A 26,398-nucleotide genomic window follows, 5' to 3' on the forward strand; every position below is an offset into this window, starting at 1 on the left:
GTTTTTTATTATCTTATAATTCAGGATTAGTCAACCTGAGGACCAGCTTTCACCAGATTTTGACCTTCTTCATTAGTAGCATATTGTGCAAAGTTCTTTACGAACAATTTTCCTAAATCTGTAGCCTTAGTTTCCCATTCTGATGGATCAGCATACGTTTTTCTCGGATCAAGGATGTCAGAGTCTACACCTTCCAGGGCCGTTGGAATTTCAAAATTAAAAATCGGCAACGTTGTTGTTTCTGCTTTTTCAAGTGAACCATCTAAAATTCTGTCGATAATGGCTCTGGTATTTTTGATAGAAATTCTTTTTCCGGTACCGTTCCAACCTGTATTTACCAAATAGGCAGTAGCTTTATGCTCTTCCATCTTTTTTACAAGCTCCTGACCGTATTGTGTTGGATGCAGCGAAAGGAACGCTTTTCCAAAACAAGCAGAGAAAGTAGGTTCCGGCTTAGTCACTCCTCTTTCAGTACCGGCTAATTTTGCCGTAAATCCGGAAAGGAAGTGATATTTAGTCTGTTCCGGCGACAGCTTCGCTACCGGAGGCATAACTCCAAATGCATCTGCCGTAAGAAAAATTACTTTTGAAGCGTGCCCTGCCTTAGAAACCGGTTTTACAATATTATCGATATGGTAAATAGGATATGAAACTCTTGTATTTTGAGTTACAGAACCGTCTTTGAAATCAATTTTACCGTTTGCATCAACTGTTACGTTTTCAAGCAATGCGTCTTTTTTGATAGCATTATAGATGTCCGGCTCGTTTTCTTTGCTCAGGTCAATTGTTTTCGCATAACATCCTCCTTCAAAATTGAAAACACCGTCATTGTCCCAACCGTGCTCATCATCTCCAATCAATTCGCGTTTTGGATCTGTAGAAAGCGTTGTTTTTCCCGTTCCTGACAATCCGAAGAAAACAGCTACATCACCATCTTTTCCTTTGTTAGCAGAACAGTGCATTGAAGCAATTCCCTGTAATGGAAGGTAATAGTTCATCATGGCAAAAAGTCCTTTTTTCATTTCACCACCATACCATGTACCTCCAATAATCTGAACTTTTTCAGTAAGATTGAAAGCAATATATACTTCTGAGTTTAACCCATGTGCCTTATAATCAGAAAATTCAGTTTTTGAAGCATTCATTACTACAAAATCTGGTTCTCCATAATTTTCAAGCTCTTCTTCTGTTGGGCGGATAAACATGTTTTTTACGAAATGCGCCTGCCATGCTACCTCAACAATAAATCTTACTTTTAGTCTTGTATTTTCATTGGCACCGCAAAATGCATCCACTACATATAATTTCTTACCAGAAAGCTGATCTACTGTTGTCTTTTTTAAAGCTTCCCAGGTTTGCGGACTGATTGGTTTGTTATCATTAACCGCTTTATCTGATGTCCACCAGATTGTGTCTTTAGTGACATCATCCTGAACAATATATTTATCTTTTGGAGAACGTCCTGTAAAATCACCCGTCATTACATTTACTGCTCCCAGCTCTGTCAACTGCCCTTTTTCAAACCCTTTGAGATTTGGATTTAACTCTTCCGCATACAGCATTTCATAAGAAGGATTGTAAATCACTTCTTCAACATTCTTGATTCCATATTTCTCTAACGAAATCGTTTTCGTAAATTGGGTGTAATTATCCATAGAATTCTTATTGAGTTGTGTTTAAAATTATTTGGCAAAAGTAAAAATTAAATTTCAGTTTGAATATATTTGATAAAACTTTATGCTTTTTGCTTAAGGATATTCAAAAAAAGCAAAGCCCAGGCTATAATCATCAGCAAACCTCCAATTGGCGTTATAAATCCTATAACGCTGAAATCTACATTTGTTATATTTCTGGTTGCCAAAAGATAAATAGAGCCGGAAAAAAACAAAACACCTGATATAACTAAATAATAGATTGTGCTTTTAGTTTTATCAGACACCAATTTTGTAGTTCCAAGAAATAGCAGAAATAAGGCATGGTACATTTGATATCGTACTCCTGTTTCAAAAGAAACCAATTGCTCAACATCCAGGACCTTTTTCAAGGCATGTGCGCCAAATGCACCTAATATAATAGCGACAAAACCTAAAATTGCCGCCGCAGATATAATCTTCCTATCCATTGTTTTTAATTTACTGCAAAGTTAAGCATCTTAAAAACTTTATGATAATCAAACCCACATTAAGTTTTATAAAATATAACAAATACCTACTTTTGTGTTATTATTAAAAATTTACGGTTTTTCATGAGACATATTCTAATAATCGGGGCCGGAAGGTCTGCTTCTTCACTAATTCAATATCTTCTAAACAAATCGGAAGAAGAAAATCTCCACCTCACTATTGGCGACCTGTCATTAGAACTGGCTCAGAGAAAAACAAAAAATCACAAAAATGCCACTGCTATTGCTTTCGATATCTTTAATGAAGGCCAGAGAAAAGAAGAGATACAAAAGGCAGATATTGTAATTTCCATGCTGCCTGCCCATATGCATATTGAAGTTGCAAAAGACTGCATAACGTATAAAAAACATATGGTTACTGCCTCTTACATCAGCGAAGCCATGCAAAACCTGGATGCTCAAGCCAAAGAAAATAATTTGGTTTTTATGAACGAAATCGGGCTCGACCCGGGAATAGACCATATGAGCGCCATGAAAGTAATAGACGAGATTCGTGACAAAGGTGGTAAAATTATTCTTTTCGAATCTTTTTGTGGCGGACTTGTTGCTCCGGAATCAGACAATAATCTTTGGAACTATAAATTTACCTGGAATCCCAGAAATGTAGTATTGGCCGGACAAGGCGGTGCTGCTAAATTTATTCAGGAAGGTACTTATAAGTATATTCCTTATCATAAATTATTCAGAAGAACTGAATTTATGGAAGTTGAAGGTTATGGCCGGTTTGAAGGTTATGCCAATCGCGATTCCCTGAAATACAGAAGCGTTTACGGATTGGATGACGCACTGACTTTATACAGAGGAACTATCCGACGTGTAGGTTTTTCCAAAGCCTGGAATATGTTTGTTCAGCTTGGAATGACAGATGACAGCTATGTTATGGAAAATTCCGAAACGATGACCTATCGCGAATTCACAAATTCCTTTTTGCCTTACCACCCAACCGATTCTGTAGAAATCAAATTGCGATTAATCCTGAAAATTGACCAGGACGATATCAAATGGGATAAATTACTGGAACTGGACCTATTCAATAACAAGAAAATTGTTGGCCTGAAAAATGCTACGCCCGCACAGATTCTTGAAAAAATATTAAGCGAAAGCTGGTCGTTGGAAGAACATGACAAAGACATGATTGTAATGTATCACAAATTTGGTTATGTACTGAATGGAGAAGAAAAACAGATTGATTCGACTATGGTGTGCATAGGTGATGACCAGACTTATACTGCTATGGCAAAAACTGTGGGACTTCCTGTAGCCATAGCTACTTTACAAATCCTGAACGGAAACATCAAAACTCCTGGTGTTCAATTACCAATACGCAAAGAAGTTTATCTCCCAATTTTAAAAGAACTGGAAAATTATGGCGTAACCTTTAATGAAAAAGAAGTGCCTTATATGGGTTATAATCCAATGCATGTAGCGGGATAAGATATTTTTTGCCACTGATTACGCTGATTTCCGCTGATTAATAAAATCCGAGAGAATCTGCGTAATCTGCGGCATTAATTCCTCAAAATAAAACAAAAATTCATATTTTTGATTAAACTAAAACCGGAAATCTTCAATTCGGTTACAAATCAAAAGTTATGAAGATTAATTCCTTACAAATAGAAATTGACGGCATCGACAAAGAAATTCTTCGTAACTTAATGGAAGATGCCCGAAAACCCATACTTCAAATTGCCAATAAAATAGGCATTTCCGGAGCTGCTATTCATCAGCGCCTACGCAAACTGGAACAAGCCGGCGTTATTTCCGGCTCAAAATTCGTTGTAAACACAAAAGTTTTAGGCTACAGTACCATGGCTTTTGTAGGAATCTATTTGGACAAGGCAGCCCGAAATCCGGAAGCTGTTCGTGAGTTACGGAAAATTCCTGAAGTTCTGGAATGTCATTATACGACAGGAAACTGGTCCATCCTTATCAAAATGATTTGTCGTGATAACGAACATTTAATGCAATTACTTAATACCAAAATACAGGTCATAGAAGGTGTTTCCAGAACCGAAACTTTTATTTCTTTAGACCAGCAGATAGAAAGGCAGATACAGTTGTAGATTTGGGATTTTAGATTGCAGATTTCAGATTTCAGATTTCAGATTTTTGGTGGTGATGTAAAACAGATGATATGTATACAAACTTAAATTGCCATGCATAAGCTATTGTCAAAAAAAATCCGTGCTTTGTCAAACACGGATCATTTCAATTATTCTACAAGATCTAAAATCTTAACTCTTAAATCATAAATTCCCTTTAATCTCTTCTTCCTCCAAAAACCTGTAGCGCCCAATACAATAGCGAAGCCAATGCACCAATTGCAGCTACAAGATAGGTTCGCGCAGCCCATTTTAAAGAATCCTCTGCCCCGGCATATTCTTGCTGTGTCAGCATATTTTTATTTTTTAACCAGGCCAAAGCTCTGTTGCTGGCATCATATTCAACCGGAAGTGTGATGAAACTGAAGATGGTAGCAAATGCCATCATAACCAGACCTGCAACAGCAATATAGAATCCTGCAACAACACCTGTAGCGGCTCCAAGAATCAAACCACCAATTACTAACCATTGTGACATTCCTGAAGTTACGCTCACAACCGGAACCAGTTTAGAGCGCATCGTTAACCATTCATAAGCCTGTGCATGCTGTACGGCATGTCCTACTTCGTGGGCCGCAACAGCGGCAGCGGCAGCATTTCTTTGATTGTATACTGCTTCACTCAGGTTTACTGTTTTGTCTGACGGATTATAATGGTCTGTCAATCGGCCCGGAGTCGAAATTACACGTACTCCTGTAATGCCATGATCCTGCAACATTTTTTCGGCTATTTCAGCACCACTCATTCCGTTGCGCAAATGTACTTTCGAATAAAATTCAAATTTGCTTTGGAGCCTGGCACTAACAGCCCAGCTAACCAACGCGATAACACCTATTAAGATATAATATCCTATCATTTTTTAAGTTTTTTGATTGTTTGATAATAAACAAAAACCTCGCCAATATAGCGAGGTTTTGTCAATACTGAAAGTTTGTCAGTGCTAATATTCTCTTAAAATCAGCCTACCAAATTGATTATTTTGCCAGGAACAATAATAATTTTGTTTGGTGTTTTTCCATCCAACTGTTTGATTGTCCTTTCATCAGCCATTACAATATTTTCAATTTCCTTAACGGTCAAATCCAGTGGGAGATTGATTGTAAAACGCATTTTGCCGTTAAACGATACCGGATATTCTTTATTGTTTTCTATCAGATATTCCGGATTGAATCGTGGAAACGGTACCGCTGAAATACTTCCCTTATGGCCTAATCTTTCCCATAACTCTTCCGCGATATGAGGTGCATAAGGTGAAATTAAAACTGCTAAAGGTTCCAAAATAGAACGTTCGTGGCAGTTCATTGCTGTCAATTCATTTACCGCAATCATAAAAGAACTTACGGAAGTGTTGAATGAGAAGTTCTCGATGTCTTCCTGTACTTTTTTGATTGTCTTGTGCAAAGTCTTTAACGCTTCCGGTGAAGCAGGATTTGAATTTACTATCAAACCGCTATCGTCAAAATACAACTTCCAAAGTTTTTTCAGGAAACCAAAGACACCTGTAATTCCGGCAGTATTCCATGGCTTGGCTTGTTCTAACGGCCCAAGGAACATTTCGTATAGGCGTAATGTGTCTGCTCCGTATTCTCCACATATATGATCCGGATTGACAACATTGTATTTTGACTTCGACATCTTCTCTACTTCCCTGCCTACAAAAAACTTTCCGTTTTCAGTCACAAATTCAGCATCCTGAAATTGTGGCTGCCATTTTTTCAATTGTTCAATGTCAATCTCATCTGAAGCGTTCACAAGGCTAATATCAATGTGAAGTCCTTCTGTTTCATAATTGTTTTTGATGTTTTTAGAAACATAAGTATTAGTTCCGGAAATCCTGTAAACCAGAGCACTCATTCCTAAAATCATTCCTTGATTGATTAGTTTTTTAAAGGGCTCTTCCTGATTCACAAAACCTCTGTCTTTCAAGAATTTGTTCCAGAAACGCGAGTATAGCAAGTGGCCTGTAGCATGTTCACTACCTCCTATATACAAATCGACATTCTGCCAATAATTCTGGGCTTCTTCAGAAACAAACTCCTCTTCATTATGTGCATCCATATAACGAAGCCAGTACCAGGAACTTCCTGCCCAACCCGGCATCGTATTGAGTTCTAAAGGAAAAACAGTCACATCGTCTATCAGCTCATTGCTAACAACCTTAGCATTCTTAGTATCCCATGCCCATTCTGATGCATTCCCTAACGGCGGTTGCCCGTCTTCTGTTGGCAAATATTTTTCTACTTCCGGAAGGCGAACCGGCAAATGTTGCGTTTCAATCATCTGTGGCAATCCGTTCACATAATAAACCGGAAAAGGCTCACCCCAATATCTTTGGCGTGAAAAAACAGCATCGCGTAAACGATAGTTGACTTTTCCTTTTCCTTGTCCTAATTCTTCCAATGCTTCAATTGCCTTTTTAGTAGCCTGTTTGTAATCCAGTCCGTTTAGAAAATCGGAATTATCAATGACCACGTTGTCTTTTGAGGCATAGGCCTCTTCAGAAATATCCACTCCTCCGAAAATATTTTTAATCGGAATATTAAAATGCTTGGCAAAGGCATAATCGCGTTCATCACCGCAAGGAACCGCCATAACTGCTCCGGTTCCATAACCCGCCAATACGTAATCTCCAATCCAAACCGGAATGGCTTCTTTCGTAAACGGATGTTCTGCATAAGCTCCTGTGAAAACACCTGAAATAGTTTTTACATCGGCCATTCTATCACGCTCGCTTCTTTTAGAGGTAGCTTCAACATAGGCCTCTACAGCTTTCTTTTGTTCTGGTGTAGTAATCTTTGCTACCAAATCATGCTCCGGAGCCAAAGTCATAAAGGTTACACCAAAAATGGTATCAGGACGGGTTGTAAAAACTTCAATCACATGATTGTTTGTTTCATCTCCGCTCAAAATATAATCTACCGCATTTCTTTCAAATTGAGAGTCCTTTACTTTAAACGTAACTGAAGCACCAACTGATTTTCCTATCCAGTTTCTTTGGCTTTCTTTCAAAGATTCTGTCCAATCAATTGTTTCCAATCCTGAAAGCAGACGCTCTGCATAAGCTGAGATTCTCATGCTCCATTGCGTCATTTTTTTACGGATTACCGGATGTCCTCCTCTTTCAGAAACGCCATTTACAATTTCGTCATTTGCCAAAACAGTTCCCAATGCCGGGCACCAGTTTACTTCTGTTTCTGCCAAAAACGTCAGACGGTATTTCAATAAAATTCTTTCCTGTTCTTCTGTGGAATAGGATTTCCATTCTTTGGCAGAAAACGTTGGAATCGCATCATCAGCAACAGCGTTTACTTTTTCGTTTCCGTTTTCTTCAAATTCAAGGACAAGGGTTCTTATATCGCGTGCCTCATCAGCATCTTTATCATACCAGGAATTGAACAACTGGATAAAAATCCACTGTGTCCATTTGTAATATTCAGGACTGGATGTTCTTACTTCCCTGCTCCAGTCAAAGGAAAAACCAATCTTATCCAACTGCTCTCTGTAACGGGCAATATTCTCTTTGGTTGTTTTATCCGGATGCTGCCCGGTCTGAATAGCATACTGCTCTGCCGGAAGACCAAAGCTGTCATAACCTTGCGGATGCAAAACATTAAATCCCTGGTGTCTTTTAAATCTTGCATAAATATCTGAAGCAATGTACCCAAGCGGATGTCCTACGTGGAGGCCCGCCCCCGAAGGATAAGGAAACATGTCCAAAACATAATATTTTGGCTTTTCAGAATTATTCTCTGCGTGGAAAGTTCCGTTTTCTGCCCAGTATTTTTGCCATCTGGCTTCAATTTCGTTAGGATTGTATTTCATCGTATCAGATTCTAAGTCGCTAAGATCTTTAGGTTTAAGGTTAATGTTCTGAGAGTTATTTTGCTATATACAAAAAAAATCAATTCAAGGAGGCAAATTTACGTTTATTGTACGAAAGTCAAAACTTTGAGCGTTATAAACTGTGTTTAAAGAAATCTTTATTATTTTTACAGCATTAAATCAAAACTATGGCTTCATCATTTGAAAAATTTCAAAAACGACGACTTATTTCTTCTTATTTTTCCGTGGTATTGAGTGTTTTCCTGGTGCTCTTTTTGTTAGGAATTTTGGGGTTATTTGTAATCAATTCAAAGAAATTGTCAGATGACTTTAAGGAAGAAATCGCCATGTCGGTTTATTTTAAAAATGAGGCTAACGACAGTATTATTAATGCTTTCGACACCCAATTAAAAACCTCAAAATTTGTAAAGTCTTACGAATTTGTAACCAAAGAAAAAGCTGCCAAGCAGCATACGGACATTATTGGAGAGGATTTTATGGCATTTTTGGGCGAAAACCCATTGGAAAATTCATTTGACATCCACTTAAAAGCAGATTATATAGTCGCGGACAGCATCAAGAAATTTGAATCAACAATTGTTACAAATCCTATGGTTTCTGATATTGTTTATGATAAGGTTTTAGTCAATCTGGTAAATGACAATATCCAGAGAATCAGTTTCTGGATTTTAATTGCCAGCGGATTTTTGGCGCTGGTAGCCGTTTTACTGATTAACAGCTCCATGCGTTTATCCATTTATTCGAACCGTTTTATCATCAAGACCATGCAAATGGTTGGCGCAACAAAATCATTCATCCGCAAGCCTTTTATCTGGCGAAGCATCAAATTGGGAATCATCGGATCGCTTTTGGCCATCTTCGCTTTGATTGGCGTATTGTATTATGTAGACACTAATTTCCCAAATCTGAAAATCATGGAAGACCAGTTGATGGTTGGCCTGGTATTGGTTGGCGTGCTAATTGTTGGGATTCTGATTACCTGGTTCAGCACTTTCTTTGCAACCCAACGATTTTTGAATTTGCGTACGGATGATTTGTATTAATATTGGATTTTTGATTTAAGATTTTTGATTTAAGATTTTGGTATATATAAGAATCTTTGCTATTAACTTTTGACTTAAAATTTATGAGTACTAAAGAAACAAATACACAAAAAAACGAGTTCCTTTTTGATAAGGTAAACTATAAATTTTTACTGATAGGAATTGGTGTTATTGCACTCGGATTTATCCTGATGTCTGGAGGCGGTTCAGACGATCCGGCTGTTTTTAGCGATAAGATTTTTGATTTCAGAAGAATCCGTTTGGCTCCAACTACTGTGCTGATTGGTTTCGGAATTACAATTTATGCCATTTTAAAAAATCCTAAAAAATAAAATCAGGTCTCTATTTCGTTTGGCGAAATAGCGTCTGATAATTGACAATCTTACCTAACAGAATGGATTTAATCGAAGCAATTTTAATCGCCATCGTTGAAGGCTTAACAGAATACCTGCCCGTTTCTTCTACCGGACACATGATTTTCACAAGTTCCTATTTTGGAATACAGGAAGACGACTTTACCAAACTATTTCAGGTTTCTATACAATTTGGTGCCATCCTGGCTGTCGTAGTTTTATACTGGAGAAAATTTTTCAATTTCAGCAAGCTGAATTTTTATATCAAATTAGCCTTAGCGGTAGTTCCTGCATTAATTTTAGGCTATCTTTTTGATGATTATATTGATGAAGTATTAGGCAACCCTATTCCGATTGCAATCGTATTGATTGTTGGAGGTTTTATACTACTTTTTATTGACAACTATTTCAAAAATCCTGTCGTTGCAGAAGAAGAAGATATTTCGATAAAAAAAGCTGTAACTATTGGTTTTTGGCAATGCCTGGCCATGATGCCGGGAACGAGCCGTTCTGCTGCCTCAATTATTGGCGGTATGCAACAAGGACTGACCCGACAGGTTGCTGCAGAATTTTCATTCTTTTTGGCCGTTCCAACCATGCTTGCTGTTACCTGCTATTCTGTATTTTTAAAAACCTACAAAGTATCGGGATTAAAAGGTTATGAATTGCTGACACAATCTGGTGACAATCTGAAACTATTTGTTATTGGAAATATTATCGCCTTTATTGTTGCAATTATTGCCATCAAATTCTTTATAGGTGTTATCAAAAAATATGGTTTCAAACCATGGGGTTATTACAGGATAGTAGCCGGAACATTACTCTTAATTTACTTTATTTACATTAAATGAGTTTTGTAAAGTCATATGACATTCTTAATAAAATAAGGAAATCTATTGATACAAGTTTAGATGACAGCATAATTTTAGCCGAGTTAGAAAAACAGGAAAAAACAATCAGAGATGTAATTTCTGAAGATTTCCAACAGTTATTCAATATAAAGCTAAACTTTATCAATTCCGTCATTTATTATGATGATGGAAGCTATCGTCAAGGTGCAACTGCCATTTTTTTAAAAGCCAACATCTTAAACGAACAAGATTTTCTGATTACTTTTGAATTCTTAATTGATTTTAATAAAATATTAGTCGGTGTGAAAGGAGAATCTGTCAACAGCCACTTGCAAACAGTTTGTAACAAAATTGAAAAGGCATACAATTCTGAAAACAAAGCAGAATTAAAAGAAATATAAATTTGATTCAAGAATTTAACAGAAAACCAGTGACAGCACAAGATTTTCAAGACGGACAGGTTTTACAGATTGACAAGCCTTTGAACTGGACCTCTTTTCAAGCGGTTAACAAGTTAAAGTGGGCCTTGAAAAGCAAGCTGGGATTAAAAAAAATTAAGATTGGCCATGCAGGCACATTGGACCCGTTGGCTACCGGACTACTTTTGGTCTGTACCGGAAAATTCACTAAAAGGATTGCCGAACTGCAAGGACAGGAAAAAGAATATACCGGAACGATTACCGTTGGCGCAACAACGCCTTCTTACGATCTGGAAACGGAAATCAACGAAACATTTCCAACAGAACACATTACTGAAGAACTTATCCATGAAACCGTAAAACAGTTTCTTGGCGAAATTGACCAGCGTCCCCCTATTTTTTCGGCCCTGAAAAAAGATGGCGTTCGTTTATATGAACATGCCCGAAATGGTGAAGAAGTTGAAATCCCAACACGAAAAACCGTTATACACGAATTCGAAATTACCCGGATTGCACTTCCCGAAATTGATTTCAGGGTAGTTTGCAGCAAAGGAACTTATATCCGTTCACTGGCTTTTGATTTTGGAAAAGCCTTGCATTCCGGAGGTCACCTTACTGCTTTACGCAGGACTAAAATTGGTAATTATGATGTAAAAGACGGTTATGGGCTGGAAGCTTTTGTAGATTCTCTTTCTGAAAAAACAGAATGATCATGAAAAAAACCATCTTATTACTGCTTTTCTTTTTCTCCTGTTTTTCATATGCCCAAATAAATCCATCCGATTTAAAAACCGGCGATTTTATTTTCCAGGATATGAATTGCGGTCCTTTGTGTGATGCTATTGAAGCCGTAACCGAAGGCTACAAAGGCAATGATTTTAGCCACATGGGATTGGTTTACAAAAAAAACGATACGATTTATATCATTGAAGCGGCCGGAACAAAAGTGCGATTGAATACATTGGAAAAATTTTCAAAAAACACTTCTAAGCCTATGTATATTGGTCGTGTAAAAAAGAAATATACCCCATTGATTCCCGAAGCAATTTCTTTTTCCTTAGAACAAATAGGCGTTCCTTACGATGACGACTATGTGTATGATAACGGAAAGTATTATTGTTCGGAATTGATTTATGATGCTTTTAAAAAAGCCAACAAAAACAAGCCTTTTTTCCAATTGTTCCCAATGACTTATAAAGAACCGGGAACTAATGAGTTTTTCCCTGCCTGGGTTGAATATTACAAACAGATAGGTAGTGAAATTCCGGAAGGCAAACCGGGATGTAATCCGGGCGGAATGTCAACATCCAATAAGATTTATATTCTTGGAACGTTGAAGTAGTTCTAAAAATCAAACATTTCTTTATTGCCCAGATTTTCTAAAATCTCTTTGGAGGGATAATTATTCCGGTCAATAAAATTTCTCATTTCAGGAATATTGTCACAAAAAAGTACATCCAGTGAAAATCTATTGTGTCCGTAAAGTCCTCTGTGAATCATGTTGGCAGAAAAAACCAACAAATCGCCCCTATTCAATCCGACAACTTTTCCTCGTTGCAAATCATTACTAGGAAAGGCACCATTCAAAGAATTCCTGACATCGAATTCTTCCGGCAAATCCCATTCACGATGCGTTTTAGGAATAAGCTCAATTCCGGATTCCTTTTTCATCGGAATTCTGAAATGAACCACATTTTGATTGTGAATGGCTTTCTTTTGTTCTTCAACCGACATTCCGGTGTATTGGATGTCCCGATGCCAATAGTTCTTCTGTTCGCTGTTTTTAGGATCAAAGAAAAGCTGTGTATTCAGGAAGATTGGAGTTTCTGAAAAAACTGTTTTCAAAATTGTTTGCAGCTTATTTTGAGTAATAAACTTAAAAAGTAACGTTTTCTCTTCCTCATTAAGATAATTGCCCGAAGTAAGACTATGGCTGTTTAACAATCCTTTTTCATAATAGACGGCATTGTCTTCCAACCATTTTATATGAAATTTATTCAGAATGTTTTCAATTGCAATGATTTCAGCTTCAGAAAAGAAGTTTTTAAGATATAAATAGCCCTGTTCTTCGTAGCCTGCCATTATTCCTGAATTTCGATTAGCCGCATCATTTCTAAAAGCTCATTTTGAGTACTAATTCCTTTATCGTGAAGATACCACATCTGCAATTCTGTTTTGATTGTTTCGTCTATAACACCATGCTTTTCTTTATAGTTCTTCACTAAATCAAATGCCTCTTTTGGTCTTGGTCCCCAATCTGCCAAAACATCCAAAGTTTCTTTATCAAGAACTATCAATTTAGGAATTGATTTTCCGCCATTAGTCAAAAACTTATTCATCAAGGCTTCATTTTCATCGCGAAATACTATCTTAAAATCAATATGGTCCGTTAGAACTTCCATTTTATGCATAACAGGAAGCAGTTGCGCAGCATCGCCGCACCAACCTTCAGAAATAACCAGCCAGATATATTGCTTTTTTAACAGCTTCAGCCTTTCTTCAATTTCAGCAGAAACCACAATCGTTTTTTCCAAGCGGTTCATTCTCGTCTCATTCAATTTGCTGTAATGCAATAAATCATCAGATTGGACACTACCGGTTGATTTCCCTTCCAAAAGTTTATCAGCAACTATTTTTCTGTATTCTAAATAAGTACTGCTTTTTTCTAAACTGTTCTTAATAATTTCTTCCATAATCTCAATTTAATGGCGCGAAAATAAGCTTAAAATTACGAATTACTTTTTTTTCGCCAACTTATTCCAAAAAAACAGATTATGACTATATTTGCACAACTTAAGCGAAAACAAAGTCAACGGATGAAATACAAAAGAATACTCCTGAAATTGAGCGGAGAAGCCTTGATGGGCGACAGACAGTACGGCATCGATCCGAAAAGATTAGCGGAATATGCAGATGAAATCAAGGAAATTCATGACAAAGGCGTTGAAATTGCAATCGTAATTGGAGGAGGAAATATTTTTCGCGGTGTTGCCGGAGCCAGTAATGGAATGGACAGGGTGCAAGGTGATTATATGGGAATGTTAGCAACCGTAATTAACGGAATGGCACTTCAGGGAGCTCTTGAAGACAAAGGAATGTTGACACGCTTGCAGACAGCTTTAAAAATTGAGGCGATAGCAGAACCATATATCAAAAGAAGAGCAGTCCGCCACCTTGAAAAAGGAAGGATTGTAATTTTTGGAGCAGGAACCGGAAACCCTTATTTCACAACCGATACAGCCGCTGTACTACGAGGTGTTGAAGTTAATGCAGATGTTATCCTTAAAGGAACCCGGGTAGATGGTGTTTATACGGCTGACCCGGAAAAAAATCCGGATGCTATAAAATTTGACGCCATTTCATTTGACGATGTTTTGAAAAAAGGCCTCAATGTAATGGATACGACAGCATTCACACTAAGTCAGGAAAATGCCTTGCCGATTGTTGTTTTCGACATGAATAAAAAAGGAAATCTTTTGAAAATCTGCGAAGGAGAAAACGTAGGAACTGTAGTTAATGTATAATTAGAAACAGAGTCAGCATAATAGCCGGAAGGCTGAAATCTGAATCTGAAATCTGAAATTCTAGATAAAATGACTGAAGAAATTGATTTTATATTAGATAGTGCTGAAGAATCGATGTCAGGTTCTATTGCGCACCTTGAAAAAGAATTTTTAAATATCCGTGCCGGTAAAGCAAGTCCTGCCATGTTAGGTAGTGTATTTGTTGATTATTATGGTGCTGCGACACCTCTTAGTCAGGTATCAAACATAAACGTGCCGGATGCCAGGACCATTACAATCCAGCCTTACGAAAAAAGTATGTTGCAACCGATTGAAAAAGCTATCCAGATAGCGAATATCGGATTTAACCCGATGAACAATGGTGATGTAATCATCATCAGTGTACCGCCTTTGACAGAAGAGCGTCGTCGTGACTTGGTTAAACAGGCTAAATCAGAAGCGGAAGATGCAAAAATCGGAATCAGAAATGTCCGCAAAGATGCGAATACCGATATCAAGAAATTAGAAAAAGAAGGAACTTCTGAAGATATCTGCAAAAGTGCTGAAGAAGAAGTTCAAAACCTGACTAACTCTTTTATCAAAAAAATAGATGAACTTTTGGCTGCTAAGGAAGCTGAAATCATGAAAGTTTAATGCATTTATATCCTATTTGTATTACTAAATATTAAAATCCACTTAAATAGTGGATTTTTTTATTGAAGTCGATTACTTTTGCAGTGTGTAACAAAACTACCATCTATTCGTCTGTTACATAACTTTATGAAGCACCTGACCTTTTTATTTTTTCTTCTTTCGGTTTCGGTACAGGCACAATTTCAGGTTTCTGGAATCGTGCGGGATGAAAACACAAAAAAACCACTTCCCTTTGCAACAATAACCGACACTAGTTTTTCCACAGTAACGGACGTAGACGGAAAGTTTCTGTTGCAAAACGAAAACCAGATAAATAGTTTTACGATATCTTATATTGGCTATGCTCCTAAAACAATAGCTGTTACGGGAAATAAAAAATATTATGACCTGCTGCTTGTACCAAAAGCAGAGCATTTGGATGAAATACAGCTCACTTCAAGTGAAAATCCTGCGAACGGAATCATAAGCAAAGCCATTAAAAACAAAAAGAAGAACGACCCGCAACAAAAACTGTTGAGTTTTCAATTCAAATCTTATAACAAACTGATTGTTTCCGCAAATCCGGACTCTATTGATGGAAGCATTGATTCTGTGTTTGTGGAACGCTATACGGGAAGGGAATTTAAGAATGTCGATTCTACGAATTACAAATTCAAAAAAATTATTGACCGTCAGCATTTATTCCAGACGGAGAAAGTATCACAGTTCCAATTCAATGGCAAAAAGCTGAAAGAGACGATTCTGGGCACGAAAATGGCCGGATTCAGGAATCCTATCTATGAGATTATTGCTTTCAACCTACAGTCTTTTTCCGTTTATGACTCAAAATACGAGTTGTTTGAAACAAAATACAATAGTCCCATTGCTCCCGATGCTTTTAAAGATTACCGATTCAAAATATTAGATACGGTAAAGCTTGATAACCGGGACACGTATATGATCTACTTCAAGCCAAAGAAAAAAAGGAAATCTTCCGGGCTGGAAGGTATTGTGTATATCGACAAGGAGAATTATGCCATTGCAAAAGCCATCATGCGAATTCGCGGTGTTTTGGATATTTCTGCTACACATGAGTTTGAATATCTTGAAGGGATGGATATCTGGTTCCCTACTCAAAAAGAGTTCAAAATTGTCAAAGGAAAAAACGATGATGACATTCGGATACTGGGCGGTACAATCAAGTTTGAGGGTGATTTAGACAATAATAATACACATCGAAAAAAAGACGCTTCGGATTTCACCTATCTGCTTTCAAAATCATATAATTTTGGCAAAGAGCTCAATACTCCTGTAAAAATAAGACATGATGCTATTGCTATTGAAATTAAGGATGATGCAGTCAAAAAAGACGAAGCCTTCTGGAATAGTTTCCGGAAAGACAGCCTGGATAGCCGCAGTGAAAGAACCTATTTTGCCTTAGATAGCATTGCCCAAAAAGAACGGCTTGAAAAAAAGTTACGCCTGGGAAGAAAAATACTCAACGGTTATGTACCTATCGGACCGGTAGATATGGATCTCCGATATCTCTTAAGTTATAATAACTATGAGGGTTTCCGAGTAGGTTTGGGAGGGATTACTAATGAGAAGTTTTCCAACAAATATCGCTTAGATGGCTATACGGCTTACGGAACCAAAGATGGCGATTTCAAATACAGCATTGGTGGTGCTGTTCGGGTAGGTATTTTTTCAAATTCATGGATTGGCGGAGGTTACACAGATGATGTACGAGAGATTGCGAGTACTTCTTTTGCTATTGACAAAAGGGTTTTTAAAATTTATGATCCGCGACCTATCAACCTGAGTACCTTCTATAACCATAAGACATGGCGAGGGTATATCGAAACGAAAATCCTTCCTAAAACGGAAAGTATCTGGCAGCTCACCCATAGCCGGATTGAGCCAAAGTTCAATTATATCTATACTGTTGATGGAAAATCCTATACAAATTATGATATGACCACCGCGATGGTTTCCTTGCAATGGAATCCGTTTAGTGATTATATGCAGACTCCTACCGGAAAATTAGAGATTGAAAAACGCTATCCGAAATTCACATTCCAGTTTACCCAATCCTTGCCAAAAGTTTTTGAAAACGATTTTGCCTTCTCCAAAATAGATGTAAGAGCAGAGTATGAAAAGCGCTACCTGAACGGACAAAGAACGGCCTTGTTAATGGAAGCAGGCTATGCATTAGGCGACGTTCCTATTTCACACCTTTACAACACTTCTCCTAACAGCCTTACCAAAGAAAAACTGATAGAAAGAATTACGATTGCGGGCAAGAACAGTTTCGAGACCATGTATTTTAATGAGTTTTTCTCCAGTAAATATGTGATGTTCCAATTAAAACATGGCTTTAAAAGAGTAACCGTTTTTAAAGGAATAAAACCTTCATTAGTTTTGGTTTCCAGAATGGCCTGGGGTGATATGGAAAAACCGGAACAACACATCGGACTTAACTACAAAACACTTAGAGACGGGTATTTTGAATCGGGTATCGAACTGAACCAAATCTACAAAGCTTTTGGTTTATCCGGATTTTACAGATATGGACCGAATCAGTTGGCTAAGTTTGAAGATAACCTTTCGATTAAACTAACCGTAATATTGAATTTGGGACTTTAAAACCGTTTTAAAATATAAAACCTGCTATGGACAACATAGCAGGTTTTTAGAATTAATAATAACGTAATCTTTATAAGTATAATTCAATACAAAAATAAAAATTTAAAACTTTTACGGCTTAATAATTAACACCGAAGGCGTATTATTTAACCAAACGCTCTGTGAGTCAACCAATTTTTTCCAGCTATCTAGACTGATAATCATCAGGTCTTGTTTCTCCAGAAATTCTTTTTTCATGGTTTTTTCACCTGACATGGCTATGTGGTTTGGAGCAATTTGCTCTATAGCACGTATGCTTTCCTTAATTTCAGAGTTGTTTTTTATTTCTCCTGTAGGATCCAATACTGTTACCTGTGAGCCATTATTGTGAATCAGCTTCTGTGCGTATTCAATCAGGAATCGGTCTTCAGCAGAGAAAAGCGGCATGAACACCTGATCGATTTCGTCTAAATTTTTATCAACCAGAATACCAACCGGCATTTTGCTGTAGGCAATAATATGGCGTGTTCTCTCATCAAAAGGAGAGTTTTCAAACAATCCTTCTTTTCCTGTAAATTTATCGATAAGTCTGTCAGGATTTATGATTCTTGTAGTATAGCCTAAAACTCTTCCCAATAATGTTCCTTCAAAAATAGACTGTCCTAATCCTATCAACAGCAAATCAAATTCGCCCTGGTTGGCAATTTCGGTTATATCTGAGTCAATGTCTACTGATGCCTTAAAAAGTGTAATGATTTTTTGCTCCAGATTTTCGGCTTCATTAACAATAGGCTTGAACACTTCCTGTTCATAATGGCTGGCGTCAAATCCGTGCAGTTCGTTACTGGAAGACAAGTGCATTGCCGTAACGATGGCATTGCCATTTTGTTTTCTTACCAGACTGTTCGCTACTTTCAACAAGGAGATTCCCCTATCCGGAATCGCAAAAGAAAGCAATATCTTATACTTTATCTTGTTGCTTATCGTTTCCGGTATGATTGAATTTTTGGTCTTGAAAATAAAATTAATCAAGTCTAATGCCGGGCCTGTCATAAAAGTCGTTACTAAAGCCATGATTACCATCATCGTAAAAATCATTGGTGAAAGTACGCCCAGTTCATAACCGATATTAAGAACGATTAACTCCATTAATCCACGGGTATTCATCAGCGCACCTATGTACAAACTGTCTCTCCAGTTTTGTCCCACAAATTTTGCAGCCAATGTACTTCCCAAAAATTTACCTGCTACTGCCACGGCAATAATTAATCCGGTTACCTTCCATAAATACGGATCATCCAAAAGACCGATTTCTGTTCTCAATCCGGTAAACACAAAGAATAGCGGAAGCAATACAATCAAAGCAACATCTTCTACTTTTTCAATAAAAATACTTCTGAATTTGGCACTTTCCGGCATAATTACACCCGCCATAAAAGCTCCAAACAGCGCATGAATTCCGATAACTTCTGTCACATAAGCCGAAATAATAAGTGTCAGAAAGAAAATAGCGACAACTGGTTTGCTCAATGTTTTTCTGGAAGAATACAGGTCACCTACTCTTTTCAGGAACGGCTTTACCACCATAATCATCAGGAATACATAAGCCACAGCCAGAGCAATAATATACAGAGAACTTACAAAAGAACCGGCTTTAACAATAGCTATAACAGCCGCCAGAATACACCAGGCTGTAATATCATCTGCCGCTGCACAAGTGATTACGATGCTTCCCAATTTTGTCTTGTGAATGCCTCTTTCCTGAACGATTCTAGCCAAAACCGGAAAGGCTGTGATACTCATCGCTATGCCGCAAAAAAGTGCAAACGACAAAAACTCGATGCCTTCAGGAGCAAAGGACTCATACATAAAATAGGCAAGCCCGATTCCCAGTGTAAAAGGAAAAATGATACTGGCATGACTGATTACTACTGCATCATGCGCCTTATTTCTCAGCACTTTCAAATCCAGTTCCATACCTATAACAAACATGAAGAAAATCAGTCCAATCTGGCTTAGGAACTGCAAATTTCCAAGCGATGCTACCGGAAAAATGGTTTCTTTAAATTCCGGAAAGTACAATCCCAACAATGATGGTCCAAGAACAATTCCGGCAATGATTTCACCTACTACCGATGGCTGACCAATTTTTCTGCAAATCCACCCAAAAAAACGGGCCACTAAAATAATGGTAAGTATCTGGGCCAACAAAATCGCCAATGGATGTTGCAAACTATGCTGCATGGAAAGGATAAACTCTTCCCATTGGGTTTTATCTGAAGTTTTTTCAATAATTGTCCTTCCATGCTCCAGGTGTTTTCCCTTATCGAGGAACCAATACATTATTGCAGAAAAAACAGCTATCAGAAGAACATAAAAAATAGAATTTTTGTGCTTTTGCATGAGGTAAGTAATTTGTTGTTGCAAATATCTGTATTGAAAATCTCTTACAAATTGATTTTGTAAAATACTTTGGGGCTATTGTAACAAGAAGGAAAAATTTTGTAATAAAACTCAAATATTGACTTTACACAAGAAATCGGAACGGTAAATATCGCTTAAAAAAAGTACCAGATTCTTTCCGTTCTTATCCATAATTGTAGCCGTAATTTCATCATGTGCAAAGAATTTGACTGTCTTCATGGCGATAATCTCCTTCTTATTGATTCGGCAAAAATCAGCTTTAGGCAAATGAGAAAGCAATTTGGCAAAAGTGATATTTTTGAGCAGGATTATATTTCCATCCTTCATTAAAACTTCCTTGTCACGACTGTCCGTTTCTGATGGCTGTATGTATAAAATCTGGTCAAAAAACAGCAGCGCTTTTCCTTTATCCGTATTCAACTGAACAAACTTCTTGTTGGTTGCTTTCTTGTTGTTTTTTTCCAACGCCTTGACCACAGCTTTCTGTAACCGTTCTTTCTTTACCGGTTTGGTAATGTAATCGATAGCCTCTATATCAAAAGCATCGGCAGCATACTCTTTGTAGGCCGTCGTAAAAATGACCATTTTATCTTTCAACAGATTGGCAACGCTAAGACCGTCAATACCCGGCATTTCGATATCTGTAATGCAGAGGTCAAAATCCAGGTTGGCCATTTCGGCAAGCAATTTTTCAGGATTGTCAAAAGCTTTCACGACTTCCAGTTCCGGAATCTGTTCGCAAAGCATTTTGAGATAAGTCAATCCCGGCAATTCATCGTCCAGCAGCAAGCATTTGAGCTTTGTATTCAAGTAAGTCTATTTTTAGGTGAGCAATATAAACATCGTCCTCGACAAATTTATCGAGCTTGTAATTATTGTTATAAATTATTTTAAGTCGCTGGTCCAGCGTATTTGAACCCAATCCGCTATATTCTTTTTTCAAAGTCCGATGGTCGGATATTTTATTGGAAACGGTAAGGTAAAAACAGCTGTCCCGAAATTCAAATACGATGGAAATAAAAGCATCAGGACTTTTCAAATCAGCATGCTTGAATGCATTTTCAATCAAATCAATCGAAATCATGGGCGCTAAAATCGGCTGTTCATAAAGCAATTCCGCCTCTTTGATTTTCGTTTTTACTTTTAATTCAAAAAGAGGACTGACCTTAATTTTATTGATTTCAATCAGGTTTAACGCAAACTCTATTTCTTCTCTTGGAGAAACAAATTTTTTCTGGCTTTCATACAAGATATAATCCAGAACATTTGCCAACTTGTCAAGCGCATGATAGGTCTGATAGGCATGCGATTGTATCGAATTCAGTATGTTCTTAAAAAGATGCGGATTTAGTTTTGATTCCAGAGTTTCTAATTTCAGTCCATTGACTTTCACTTCAAGCGTATTATATTTTTCCTCAAATTCTCTTCTTTGGGCTTTTGCCTTTTTTAATTTGTAAATAAGAAAAAATACAAGAATCACGAGAATTATGATGAACACAATCCCGATGACATACAGCGTATCTGAGACCAAAATATTGGTTTTCATTTTTATTTTTTTGTAAAATTAGAGAAAAAAACGGAATACAGACTTGACAACACAACAGGCATCTCCTGACTGATTTTTTTATTATCTTTGCGTTCTGTTTTTCAGAGCGAAAAGCCTGTCTTTTGGCTCGCAGGAATAAATCAAAACTATTTTATAACATTAAAAATGAAACACACAAAAGTTAAGGAGCTATTGAATAGTGCTCAAACATTGCAGGAAGTTTATGTAAAAGGCTGGGTAAGAACATTCAGAAATAATCAATTTATTGCTTTGAATGATGGCTCGACTATAAATAATATCCAATGTGTGGTTGATTTTGAAAATACTCCGGCTGAAACGCTAAAACGTATCACTACCGGAGCGGCAGTGGCTTTAAAAGGTTCTTTGACAGAAAGCAAAGGAGCCGGTCAGAAATATGAAATTCAGGTAACAAGTCTGGAAATTTTAGGTGATTCCGATCCTGAAAAATTCCCGATGCAGCCTAAAAAACATACGCTTGAATTTTTGCGTGCCAACGCTCACTTGCGCGTTAGAACCAATGCTTTTGGTGCTATTATGAGAGTGCGTTCGGTATTGTCTTTTGCCGTACATCAATATTTTCAGGAAAAAGGTTTCGTATATGTAAACACTCCGGTAATTACAGGAGCCGATGCAGAAGGTGCCGGTGAAATGTTCCAGGTGACATCGTTGCCTTTAGACAATCTGCCAAGAACAGAAGAAGGACATATCGACTATAAAAAAGATTTCTTTGGAAAGCACACCAACCTAACCGTTTCCGGACAGTTGGAAGGCGAAACTTTTGCAATGGCTTTAGGACAGATTTATACATTTGGACCTACATTCAGAGCTGAAAACTCCAATACTTCCCGTCACCTAGCGGAATTTTGGATGATTGAGCCGGAAGTAGCATTCAATGATCTGGATGACAACATGGATTTGGCGGAAGATTTTATCCAGTATGTAATTAAATACACAATGGATAAATGTGCTGACGACCTGAAATTTTTAGAAGGCCGTTTGTTAGAAGAAGAAAAATCAAAGCCTCAAGCGGAAAGAAGTGAAATGACTCTGCTTGAAAAATTGAACTTTGTTTTGGAAAACAATTTCAAGCGCGTTTCTTATACCGAAGCTATCGACATTTTAAAGAATTCAACTCCTAATAAAAAGAAAAAGTTCCAGTATATCATTGAGGAATGGGGCGCTGACTTACAATCTGAACACGAACGTTTCCTTGTTGAAAAGCATTTCAAATGTCCGGTAATCCTTTACGATTATCCAGCAAACATCAAAGCTTTTTACATGCGTTTGAACGAAGACGGAAAAACAGTTCGCGCTATGGATATCCTTTTCCCGGGTATTGGAGAAATTGTGGGTGGTTCTCAAAGAGAAGAACGCTATGATGTTTTGGTTGAAAAAATGAAAACATTAGGCATAGACGAAGAAGAACTTTGGTGGTATTTAGATACCAGACGTTTCGGAACTGCCGTTCATAGCGGTTTTGGTCTTGGATTTGAAAGACTGGTATTGTTTGTAACTGGAATGACAAATATCAGAGATGTAATTCCTTTTCCAAGGACTCCTGGAAATGCAGAATTTTAACAAATAGCAAAAAAATTATATTAAAAATTCATGGCTTATAAAGTTTTTTGTTAACTTAACAGAAACTTTATAAGCCATGAAACTATTTAAGCACTTTTTAAAAGTTAGCATTTTATTACTGTTAGCTATAAGTTGTACTAAAGACGACACCTCAGAACCTACTGAAAATATTCAAAAAGAGTATGAACTTATAAAAACAAATTTTGCAGAACTAAGCAAAAAAGAAGAATTTATAAAGACTTCCTCTTTACTTTCGAGGCATATATCTGTAAACTCTGGTTTTTTAAAAAAATCTCCACTCGAAGACGTTAATGGTTTTACTATCGATTCTACCCAAATAAATAAAATTAGCGCAAAAGGATATACTTCCTATACATTTGCCATATTGAGAGATAAATCTGATGAAAATTCATTTGAAAATCTCTTAGTTGAAATTATAGAGGGAAAGGAAGAGCCAAGAGTTTCTGTCATCAAATACAAATACAACAAAGACACAGATGGTCTGGCTGTAGTTGAAACCTATTTTGTAGATTACAAAACAGGTGCCCGAATGGGAATAGGAGACTGTTATGCACTCACATTTGTAACGGAAAAACAATGCCCCTGTGCAGGACACTGGCCCGGACAATCATGCAGTTGTCAAAGCGGTCCAAGCAGTAGCACCTCACACATGTTTATTTGTAGTGCTTCAGGTAGCGGCGGTGGAGGTGGCGGAGGTTATATAAATTACCCGTCAAATCCTACTCCTATTCGCGGTCCTGCTCCAGGCACATCAGTCCCAAATACAGTACCTGTACATGGAGATAATGTAAATGTTGGCAGAAGGTTGTTTTTAGCAAGTTTATCACCCGAACAGCGAACCTGGCTTGCAGGCAAAAGGCCGGAAGCGGTTTATCGCTCAATATTTAATTTTTTAATTTCAAACAATTTTTCAACTCCAAGCTCACTTTTTGCAAAAGAAGCTATTGATGCGATGATGCGTGGTGGAGAAGTTGATTTTACATATAGAATAATAAAAGACCCAACTTTTGAGAATAATCCTTGCCTAAATAATGTATATACTCAATTAGGGAATGCTCCCACTTTTCAAAACTATTTGCAGAACTTTGATGGAGATTTTTCTGTAGCAAATTTAAAGTTTAGCGCCAGCGGAAACCTAGCAGATTTTAATAATGACCCTGCTACAAATGCTCAAACCTTAACCCCGCTTACCTCTAATTTAATTGAAATACAATTTAACACCAATAACCTCAACAGGCCTTCTTTAGAAGTTGCAAGAACAATGATACATGAAATGATCCATGCTGAAATCTATCGTAAAATGCTTAGCTGCACTAATGTTCCTCATGTAAACTTTCATAATTATTCGCAACAACAATGGGTTACTTATATCAATAACCTTCAAAGTAATTTCCCAGGTATTTATGATTATTATATAAGATGGGCGGTTGGAAACAATAATCCTGGCGCGCAACAACATGAACAGATGGCACAACATTACATCAACATTATTATTCAAGCTTTAAAGCAGTTTGATAATAACTCTCAGTCCGACGACGTTTATAAATCATTAGCTTGGGAAGGATTAATGGGAACCGGTCCTTTTAATGAATCTACAGGACTTCCTGCAAACCCTACTGTAGCTTGGAATCACATTCCTCTCGCAGAACGATTAGCCATAAGAGCTGTTAGGCAAAATTATTTAAACAATAATACTAATTCACCATGTCAATAAAAGGAATTATAATACACAGTTTTTTCTTCTTTACGATTCAAGTGGTTTTTTGTCAAGGACAAAACAAGCCTAAAGAAACTATTTATATTTTTTATGACGACAAGGACATCAACAACAAGGAAATTAAAATTGATTCAATTACTACTAATTTTTATATAGGAAACAGAAGTTATTTCAGCTATAATAAATCCAAACAAAAGCAGAAATGCATTTCAGAAAATGATATTTCAAAATTAATTACAGAAAAAATGGCGGTTGAAAAAATCATGAATCAAAGAAAAAAATATGTAAAAAAATGGAGGCAGAAAAATCCTAAAAATACCCCTCCACCTATCATAGAAACTAGCTATAATTCTTATTTTGAAAAAGTTTTTTTATACAAAAGAACTTCCCCTAATGCTGGCATTCTATATGAAGTCAGTTGGCATTATTATAAAGGCATTGAATAAAACAACAAAAAGTGTTAAAAATAATCAGCACTCCTTCTATTATCATTAGCTTTCAATTTGTAATATGAAATAGTAAATTTTCAATTGTTGTTTGACAAAATATTCCTTTATGACAAAGAAGCGAGATTATAAACATAATAACTAACAAATCCACCATGTCAATAAAAAATAAATATATAGTTTATTATTTGTCTTTTTAATCATAAATAACTCAAGCTCACAAAACAATGAAATAAAAAAAGAGACGATTTATATTTGTTTTGATAAGAATAACGGTGACGAGAAATACTCTGATAATGAAACCATAAATTTTTATTTAAAAGACAAATCAGTCACTAAGAGTAATCATAAGCTTGCTTTTGTATTTGATAGCAGTGGTATAAAAAAGGAGGTCAATTTCAAAGACTATGAAAAAAAAATTAATCTCTGGAAAACAGGCCATTCAGAAAGTCGACAATTATTTAAAAAAAATTAAACGGCCTGTCGTTGCATACTATTATAATGATTATTTCGATAAAATTTACATCTATGAAAAACTAAGTGATAATAAAGGTATTCTATACAAGGTAAAATGGAATTGGTCTATTGAGTGATATAAACCAAAATACAGTTATTTGGAATAATTTGTTTCAACTACAGAGAATAATTTCACTAACGTAACAACTTAAAATTCGAACACTAATTGTAATTAGCTATGATGAGGAAATATCTGATAATTCTTTTTGTAATTGTTTTTACAGAAAGCTTTTCGCAAATCAACAAAGAAAAAGTTGTCATCATTTTTGATTCCTCAAAAGACGGTTTTAAAGATGGCATATTCGCAATTGACAACCAAACCTTTGTATACAACAAAAAGAAGAAGAAAAAAGAAGAAAAATTCGAATTAATTAAGGATGATGTCTGTACAATTGAGGACTTAAACAGTATGGTTGCAAAAAAAACAAAAACTAAAAGAGAAAAAAAACCTGAATTTTATTACTCAGAATTCTTTGATATAAGTATTTACATAAGAGATAAAGAAAATTTCGGGCAATTATACCCTGTTGAACGGGTTTGGCTGGTAGAAAAATTAATTAAAGACTAAATTGGGT

At 36.6% G+C, this 26,398-nt stretch carries 24 protein-coding genes; 15 read left to right on the plus strand and 9 right to left on the minus strand.

Annotated elements, in window-relative coordinates:
* Window positions 1-26: 26 nt before the first annotated feature.
* Together pckA and BGO88_RS11620 are read right to left on the minus strand one after the other, a co-directional pair.
* Window positions 27-1,655: a phosphoenolpyruvate carboxykinase (ATP) gene (pckA, locus tag BGO88_RS11615; protein WP_286706987.1), complete on the minus strand. Its 1,629-nt coding sequence runs from the start codon at window positions 1,653-1,655 to the stop codon at window positions 27-29.
* 80 nt (window positions 1,656-1,735) lie between these two features.
* Entirely contained in the window at window positions 1,736-2,122 is a 387-nt protein-coding gene (locus BGO88_RS11620) for a DUF423 domain-containing protein (protein WP_286706988.1), read from the minus strand.
* A 123-nt stretch (window positions 2,123-2,245) separates the two neighbouring features.
* Here BGO88_RS11620 and BGO88_RS11625 point away from each other — a divergent pair, with 123 nt between their 5' ends.
* Together BGO88_RS11625 and BGO88_RS11630 are read left to right on the plus strand one after the other, a co-directional pair.
* Window positions 2,246-3,616 carry a saccharopine dehydrogenase family protein gene (locus tag BGO88_RS11625; protein WP_286706989.1) on the plus strand — a complete coding sequence of 457 codons (1,371 nt, stop codon included), beginning with the start codon at window positions 2,246-2,248 and terminating at the stop codon, window positions 3,614-3,616.
* A gap of 158 nt (window positions 3,617-3,774) precedes the next feature.
* A complete protein-coding gene (locus BGO88_RS11630) occupies window positions 3,775-4,245 on the plus strand; it encodes an Lrp/AsnC ligand binding domain-containing protein (RefSeq protein WP_056071879.1) in 471 nt (156 codons plus the stop codon).
* A gap of 196 nt (window positions 4,246-4,441) precedes the next feature.
* Here the strand turns inward: BGO88_RS11630 and BGO88_RS11635 are convergent, their stop codons facing one another.
* Both BGO88_RS11635 and leuS read right to left on the minus strand, forming a co-directional pair.
* On the minus strand, window positions 4,442-5,140 hold the full coding sequence (locus BGO88_RS11635; protein WP_056071876.1) for a zinc metallopeptidase: 699 nt from the start codon (window positions 5,138-5,140) through the stop codon (window positions 4,442-4,444).
* A 101-nt stretch (window positions 5,141-5,241) separates the two neighbouring features.
* Complete coding sequence (leuS, locus tag BGO88_RS11640) at window positions 5,242-8,106, minus strand: leucine--tRNA ligase (RefSeq protein WP_286706990.1); 2,865 nt, start codon at window positions 8,104-8,106, stop codon at window positions 5,242-5,244.
* Between the two features lie 188 nt (window positions 8,107-8,294).
* Between leuS and BGO88_RS11645 the strand changes: the two genes are divergently transcribed.
* The 6 genes from BGO88_RS11645 (at window position 8,295) to BGO88_RS11670 (ending at window position 12,135) form a co-directional block, all read left to right on the plus strand.
* Window positions 8,295-9,170, plus strand: coding sequence for a cell division protein FtsX (locus BGO88_RS11645; RefSeq protein WP_056071873.1), 876 nt, complete (start codon window positions 8,295-8,297; stop codon window positions 9,168-9,170).
* 83 nt (window positions 9,171-9,253) lie between these two features.
* Entirely contained in the window at window positions 9,254-9,502 is a 249-nt protein-coding gene (locus BGO88_RS11650; RefSeq protein WP_056071869.1) for a DUF3098 domain-containing protein, read from the plus strand.
* A gap of 62 nt (window positions 9,503-9,564) precedes the next feature.
* On the plus strand, window positions 9,565-10,374 hold the full coding sequence (locus tag BGO88_RS11655) for an undecaprenyl-diphosphate phosphatase (RefSeq protein ID WP_056071867.1): 810 nt from the start codon (window positions 9,565-9,567) through the stop codon (window positions 10,372-10,374).
* On the plus strand, window positions 10,371-10,775 hold the full coding sequence (locus BGO88_RS11660) for a hypothetical protein (protein ID WP_286706991.1): 405 nt from the start codon (window positions 10,371-10,373) through the stop codon (window positions 10,773-10,775). Before BGO88_RS11655 ends, BGO88_RS11660 begins: the two co-directional genes overlap by 4 nt.
* A 29-nt stretch (window positions 10,776-10,804) precedes the next feature.
* Window positions 10,805-11,503, plus strand: coding sequence for a tRNA pseudouridine(55) synthase TruB (truB, locus tag BGO88_RS11665; RefSeq protein ID WP_056071864.1), 699 nt, complete (start codon window positions 10,805-10,807; stop codon window positions 11,501-11,503).
* 2 nt (window positions 11,504-11,505) lie between these two features.
* Complete coding sequence (locus tag BGO88_RS11670; RefSeq protein ID WP_286706992.1) at window positions 11,506-12,135, plus strand: YiiX/YebB-like N1pC/P60 family cysteine hydrolase; 630 nt, start codon at window positions 11,506-11,508, stop codon at window positions 12,133-12,135.
* A 2-nt stretch (window positions 12,136-12,137) separates the two neighbouring features.
* Here BGO88_RS11670 and BGO88_RS11675 read toward each other — a convergent pair whose 3' ends face one another.
* Together BGO88_RS11675 and BGO88_RS11680 are read right to left on the minus strand one after the other, a co-directional pair.
* Entirely contained in the window at window positions 12,138-12,875 is a 738-nt protein-coding gene (locus tag BGO88_RS11675; RefSeq protein WP_286706993.1) for a phytanoyl-CoA dioxygenase family protein, read from the minus strand.
* Window positions 12,875-13,486, minus strand: a complete 612-nt coding sequence (locus BGO88_RS11680; RefSeq protein WP_056071855.1) for a thioredoxin family protein — start codon at window positions 13,484-13,486, stop codon at window positions 12,875-12,877. The genes BGO88_RS11675 and BGO88_RS11680 overlap by 1 nt, the downstream gene beginning before the upstream one ends.
* A gap of 123 nt (window positions 13,487-13,609) precedes the next feature.
* Here BGO88_RS11680 and pyrH point away from each other — a divergent pair, with 123 nt between their 5' ends.
* From pyrH to BGO88_RS11695, 3 genes are all read left to right on the plus strand, one after another.
* The gene (gene pyrH, locus BGO88_RS11685; RefSeq protein ID WP_056071852.1) at window positions 13,610-14,317 is read left to right on the plus strand and encodes a UMP kinase; all 708 of its coding nucleotides are present in this window, start codon (window positions 13,610-13,612) and stop codon (window positions 14,315-14,317) included.
* A gap of 69 nt (window positions 14,318-14,386) precedes the next feature.
* Window positions 14,387-14,950: a ribosome recycling factor gene (frr, locus tag BGO88_RS11690; protein ID WP_056071850.1), complete on the plus strand. Its 564-nt coding sequence runs from the start codon at window positions 14,387-14,389 to the stop codon at window positions 14,948-14,950.
* Between the two features lie 126 nt (window positions 14,951-15,076).
* Window positions 15,077-17,575 carry a DUF5686 and carboxypeptidase-like regulatory domain-containing protein gene (locus tag BGO88_RS11695; RefSeq protein WP_286706994.1) on the plus strand — a complete coding sequence of 833 codons (2,499 nt, stop codon included), beginning with the start codon at window positions 15,077-15,079 and terminating at the stop codon, window positions 17,573-17,575.
* Between the two features lie 111 nt (window positions 17,576-17,686).
* Here BGO88_RS11695 and BGO88_RS11700 read toward each other — a convergent pair whose 3' ends face one another.
* The 3 genes from BGO88_RS11700 to BGO88_RS11710 all read right to left on the minus strand — a co-directional run bounded on the left by BGO88_RS11700 (window position 17,687) and on the right by BGO88_RS11710 (window position 21,524).
* Window positions 17,687-19,957 carry a cation:proton antiporter gene (locus BGO88_RS11700; RefSeq protein WP_056071843.1) on the minus strand — a complete coding sequence of 757 codons (2,271 nt, stop codon included), beginning with the start codon at window positions 19,955-19,957 and terminating at the stop codon, window positions 17,687-17,689.
* A gap of 111 nt (window positions 19,958-20,068) precedes the next feature.
* Window positions 20,069-20,788 carry a LytR/AlgR family response regulator transcription factor gene (locus tag BGO88_RS11705; protein WP_056071840.1) on the minus strand — a complete coding sequence of 240 codons (720 nt, stop codon included), beginning with the start codon at window positions 20,786-20,788 and terminating at the stop codon, window positions 20,069-20,071.
* Entirely contained in the window at window positions 20,751-21,524 is a 774-nt protein-coding gene (locus BGO88_RS11710) for a sensor histidine kinase (protein ID WP_286706995.1), read from the minus strand. Before BGO88_RS11710 ends, BGO88_RS11705 begins: the two co-directional genes overlap by 38 nt.
* A gap of 165 nt (window positions 21,525-21,689) precedes the next feature.
* On the opposite strand from BGO88_RS11710, the gene asnS reads away from it, so the two are divergent.
* The 4 genes from asnS to BGO88_RS11730 all read left to right on the plus strand — a co-directional run bounded on the left by asnS (window position 21,690) and on the right by BGO88_RS11730 (window position 26,391).
* The gene (gene asnS, locus BGO88_RS11715; RefSeq protein ID WP_056072512.1) at window positions 21,690-23,123 is read left to right on the plus strand and encodes an asparagine--tRNA ligase; all 1,434 of its coding nucleotides are present in this window, start codon (window positions 21,690-21,692) and stop codon (window positions 23,121-23,123) included.
* A 76-nt stretch (window positions 23,124-23,199) separates the two neighbouring features.
* Entirely contained in the window at window positions 23,200-24,858 is a 1,659-nt protein-coding gene (locus BGO88_RS11720; RefSeq protein ID WP_286706996.1) for a hypothetical protein, read from the plus strand.
* Entirely contained in the window at window positions 24,849-25,307 is a 459-nt protein-coding gene (locus BGO88_RS11725) for a hypothetical protein (protein WP_286706997.1), read from the plus strand. Before BGO88_RS11720 ends, BGO88_RS11725 begins: the two co-directional genes overlap by 10 nt.
* 694 nt (window positions 25,308-26,001) lie before the next feature.
* Window positions 26,002-26,391 carry a hypothetical protein gene (locus BGO88_RS11730; RefSeq protein WP_286706998.1) on the plus strand — a complete coding sequence of 130 codons (390 nt, stop codon included), beginning with the start codon at window positions 26,002-26,004 and terminating at the stop codon, window positions 26,389-26,391.
* Window positions 26,392-26,398: the final 7 nt, after the last annotated feature.

It is taken from the genome of Flavobacterium sp. 38-13, from assembly GCF_001899155.1.
Taxonomy (GTDB): Bacteria; Bacteroidota; Bacteroidia; order Flavobacteriales; family Flavobacteriaceae; genus Flavobacterium; species Flavobacterium lindanitolerans.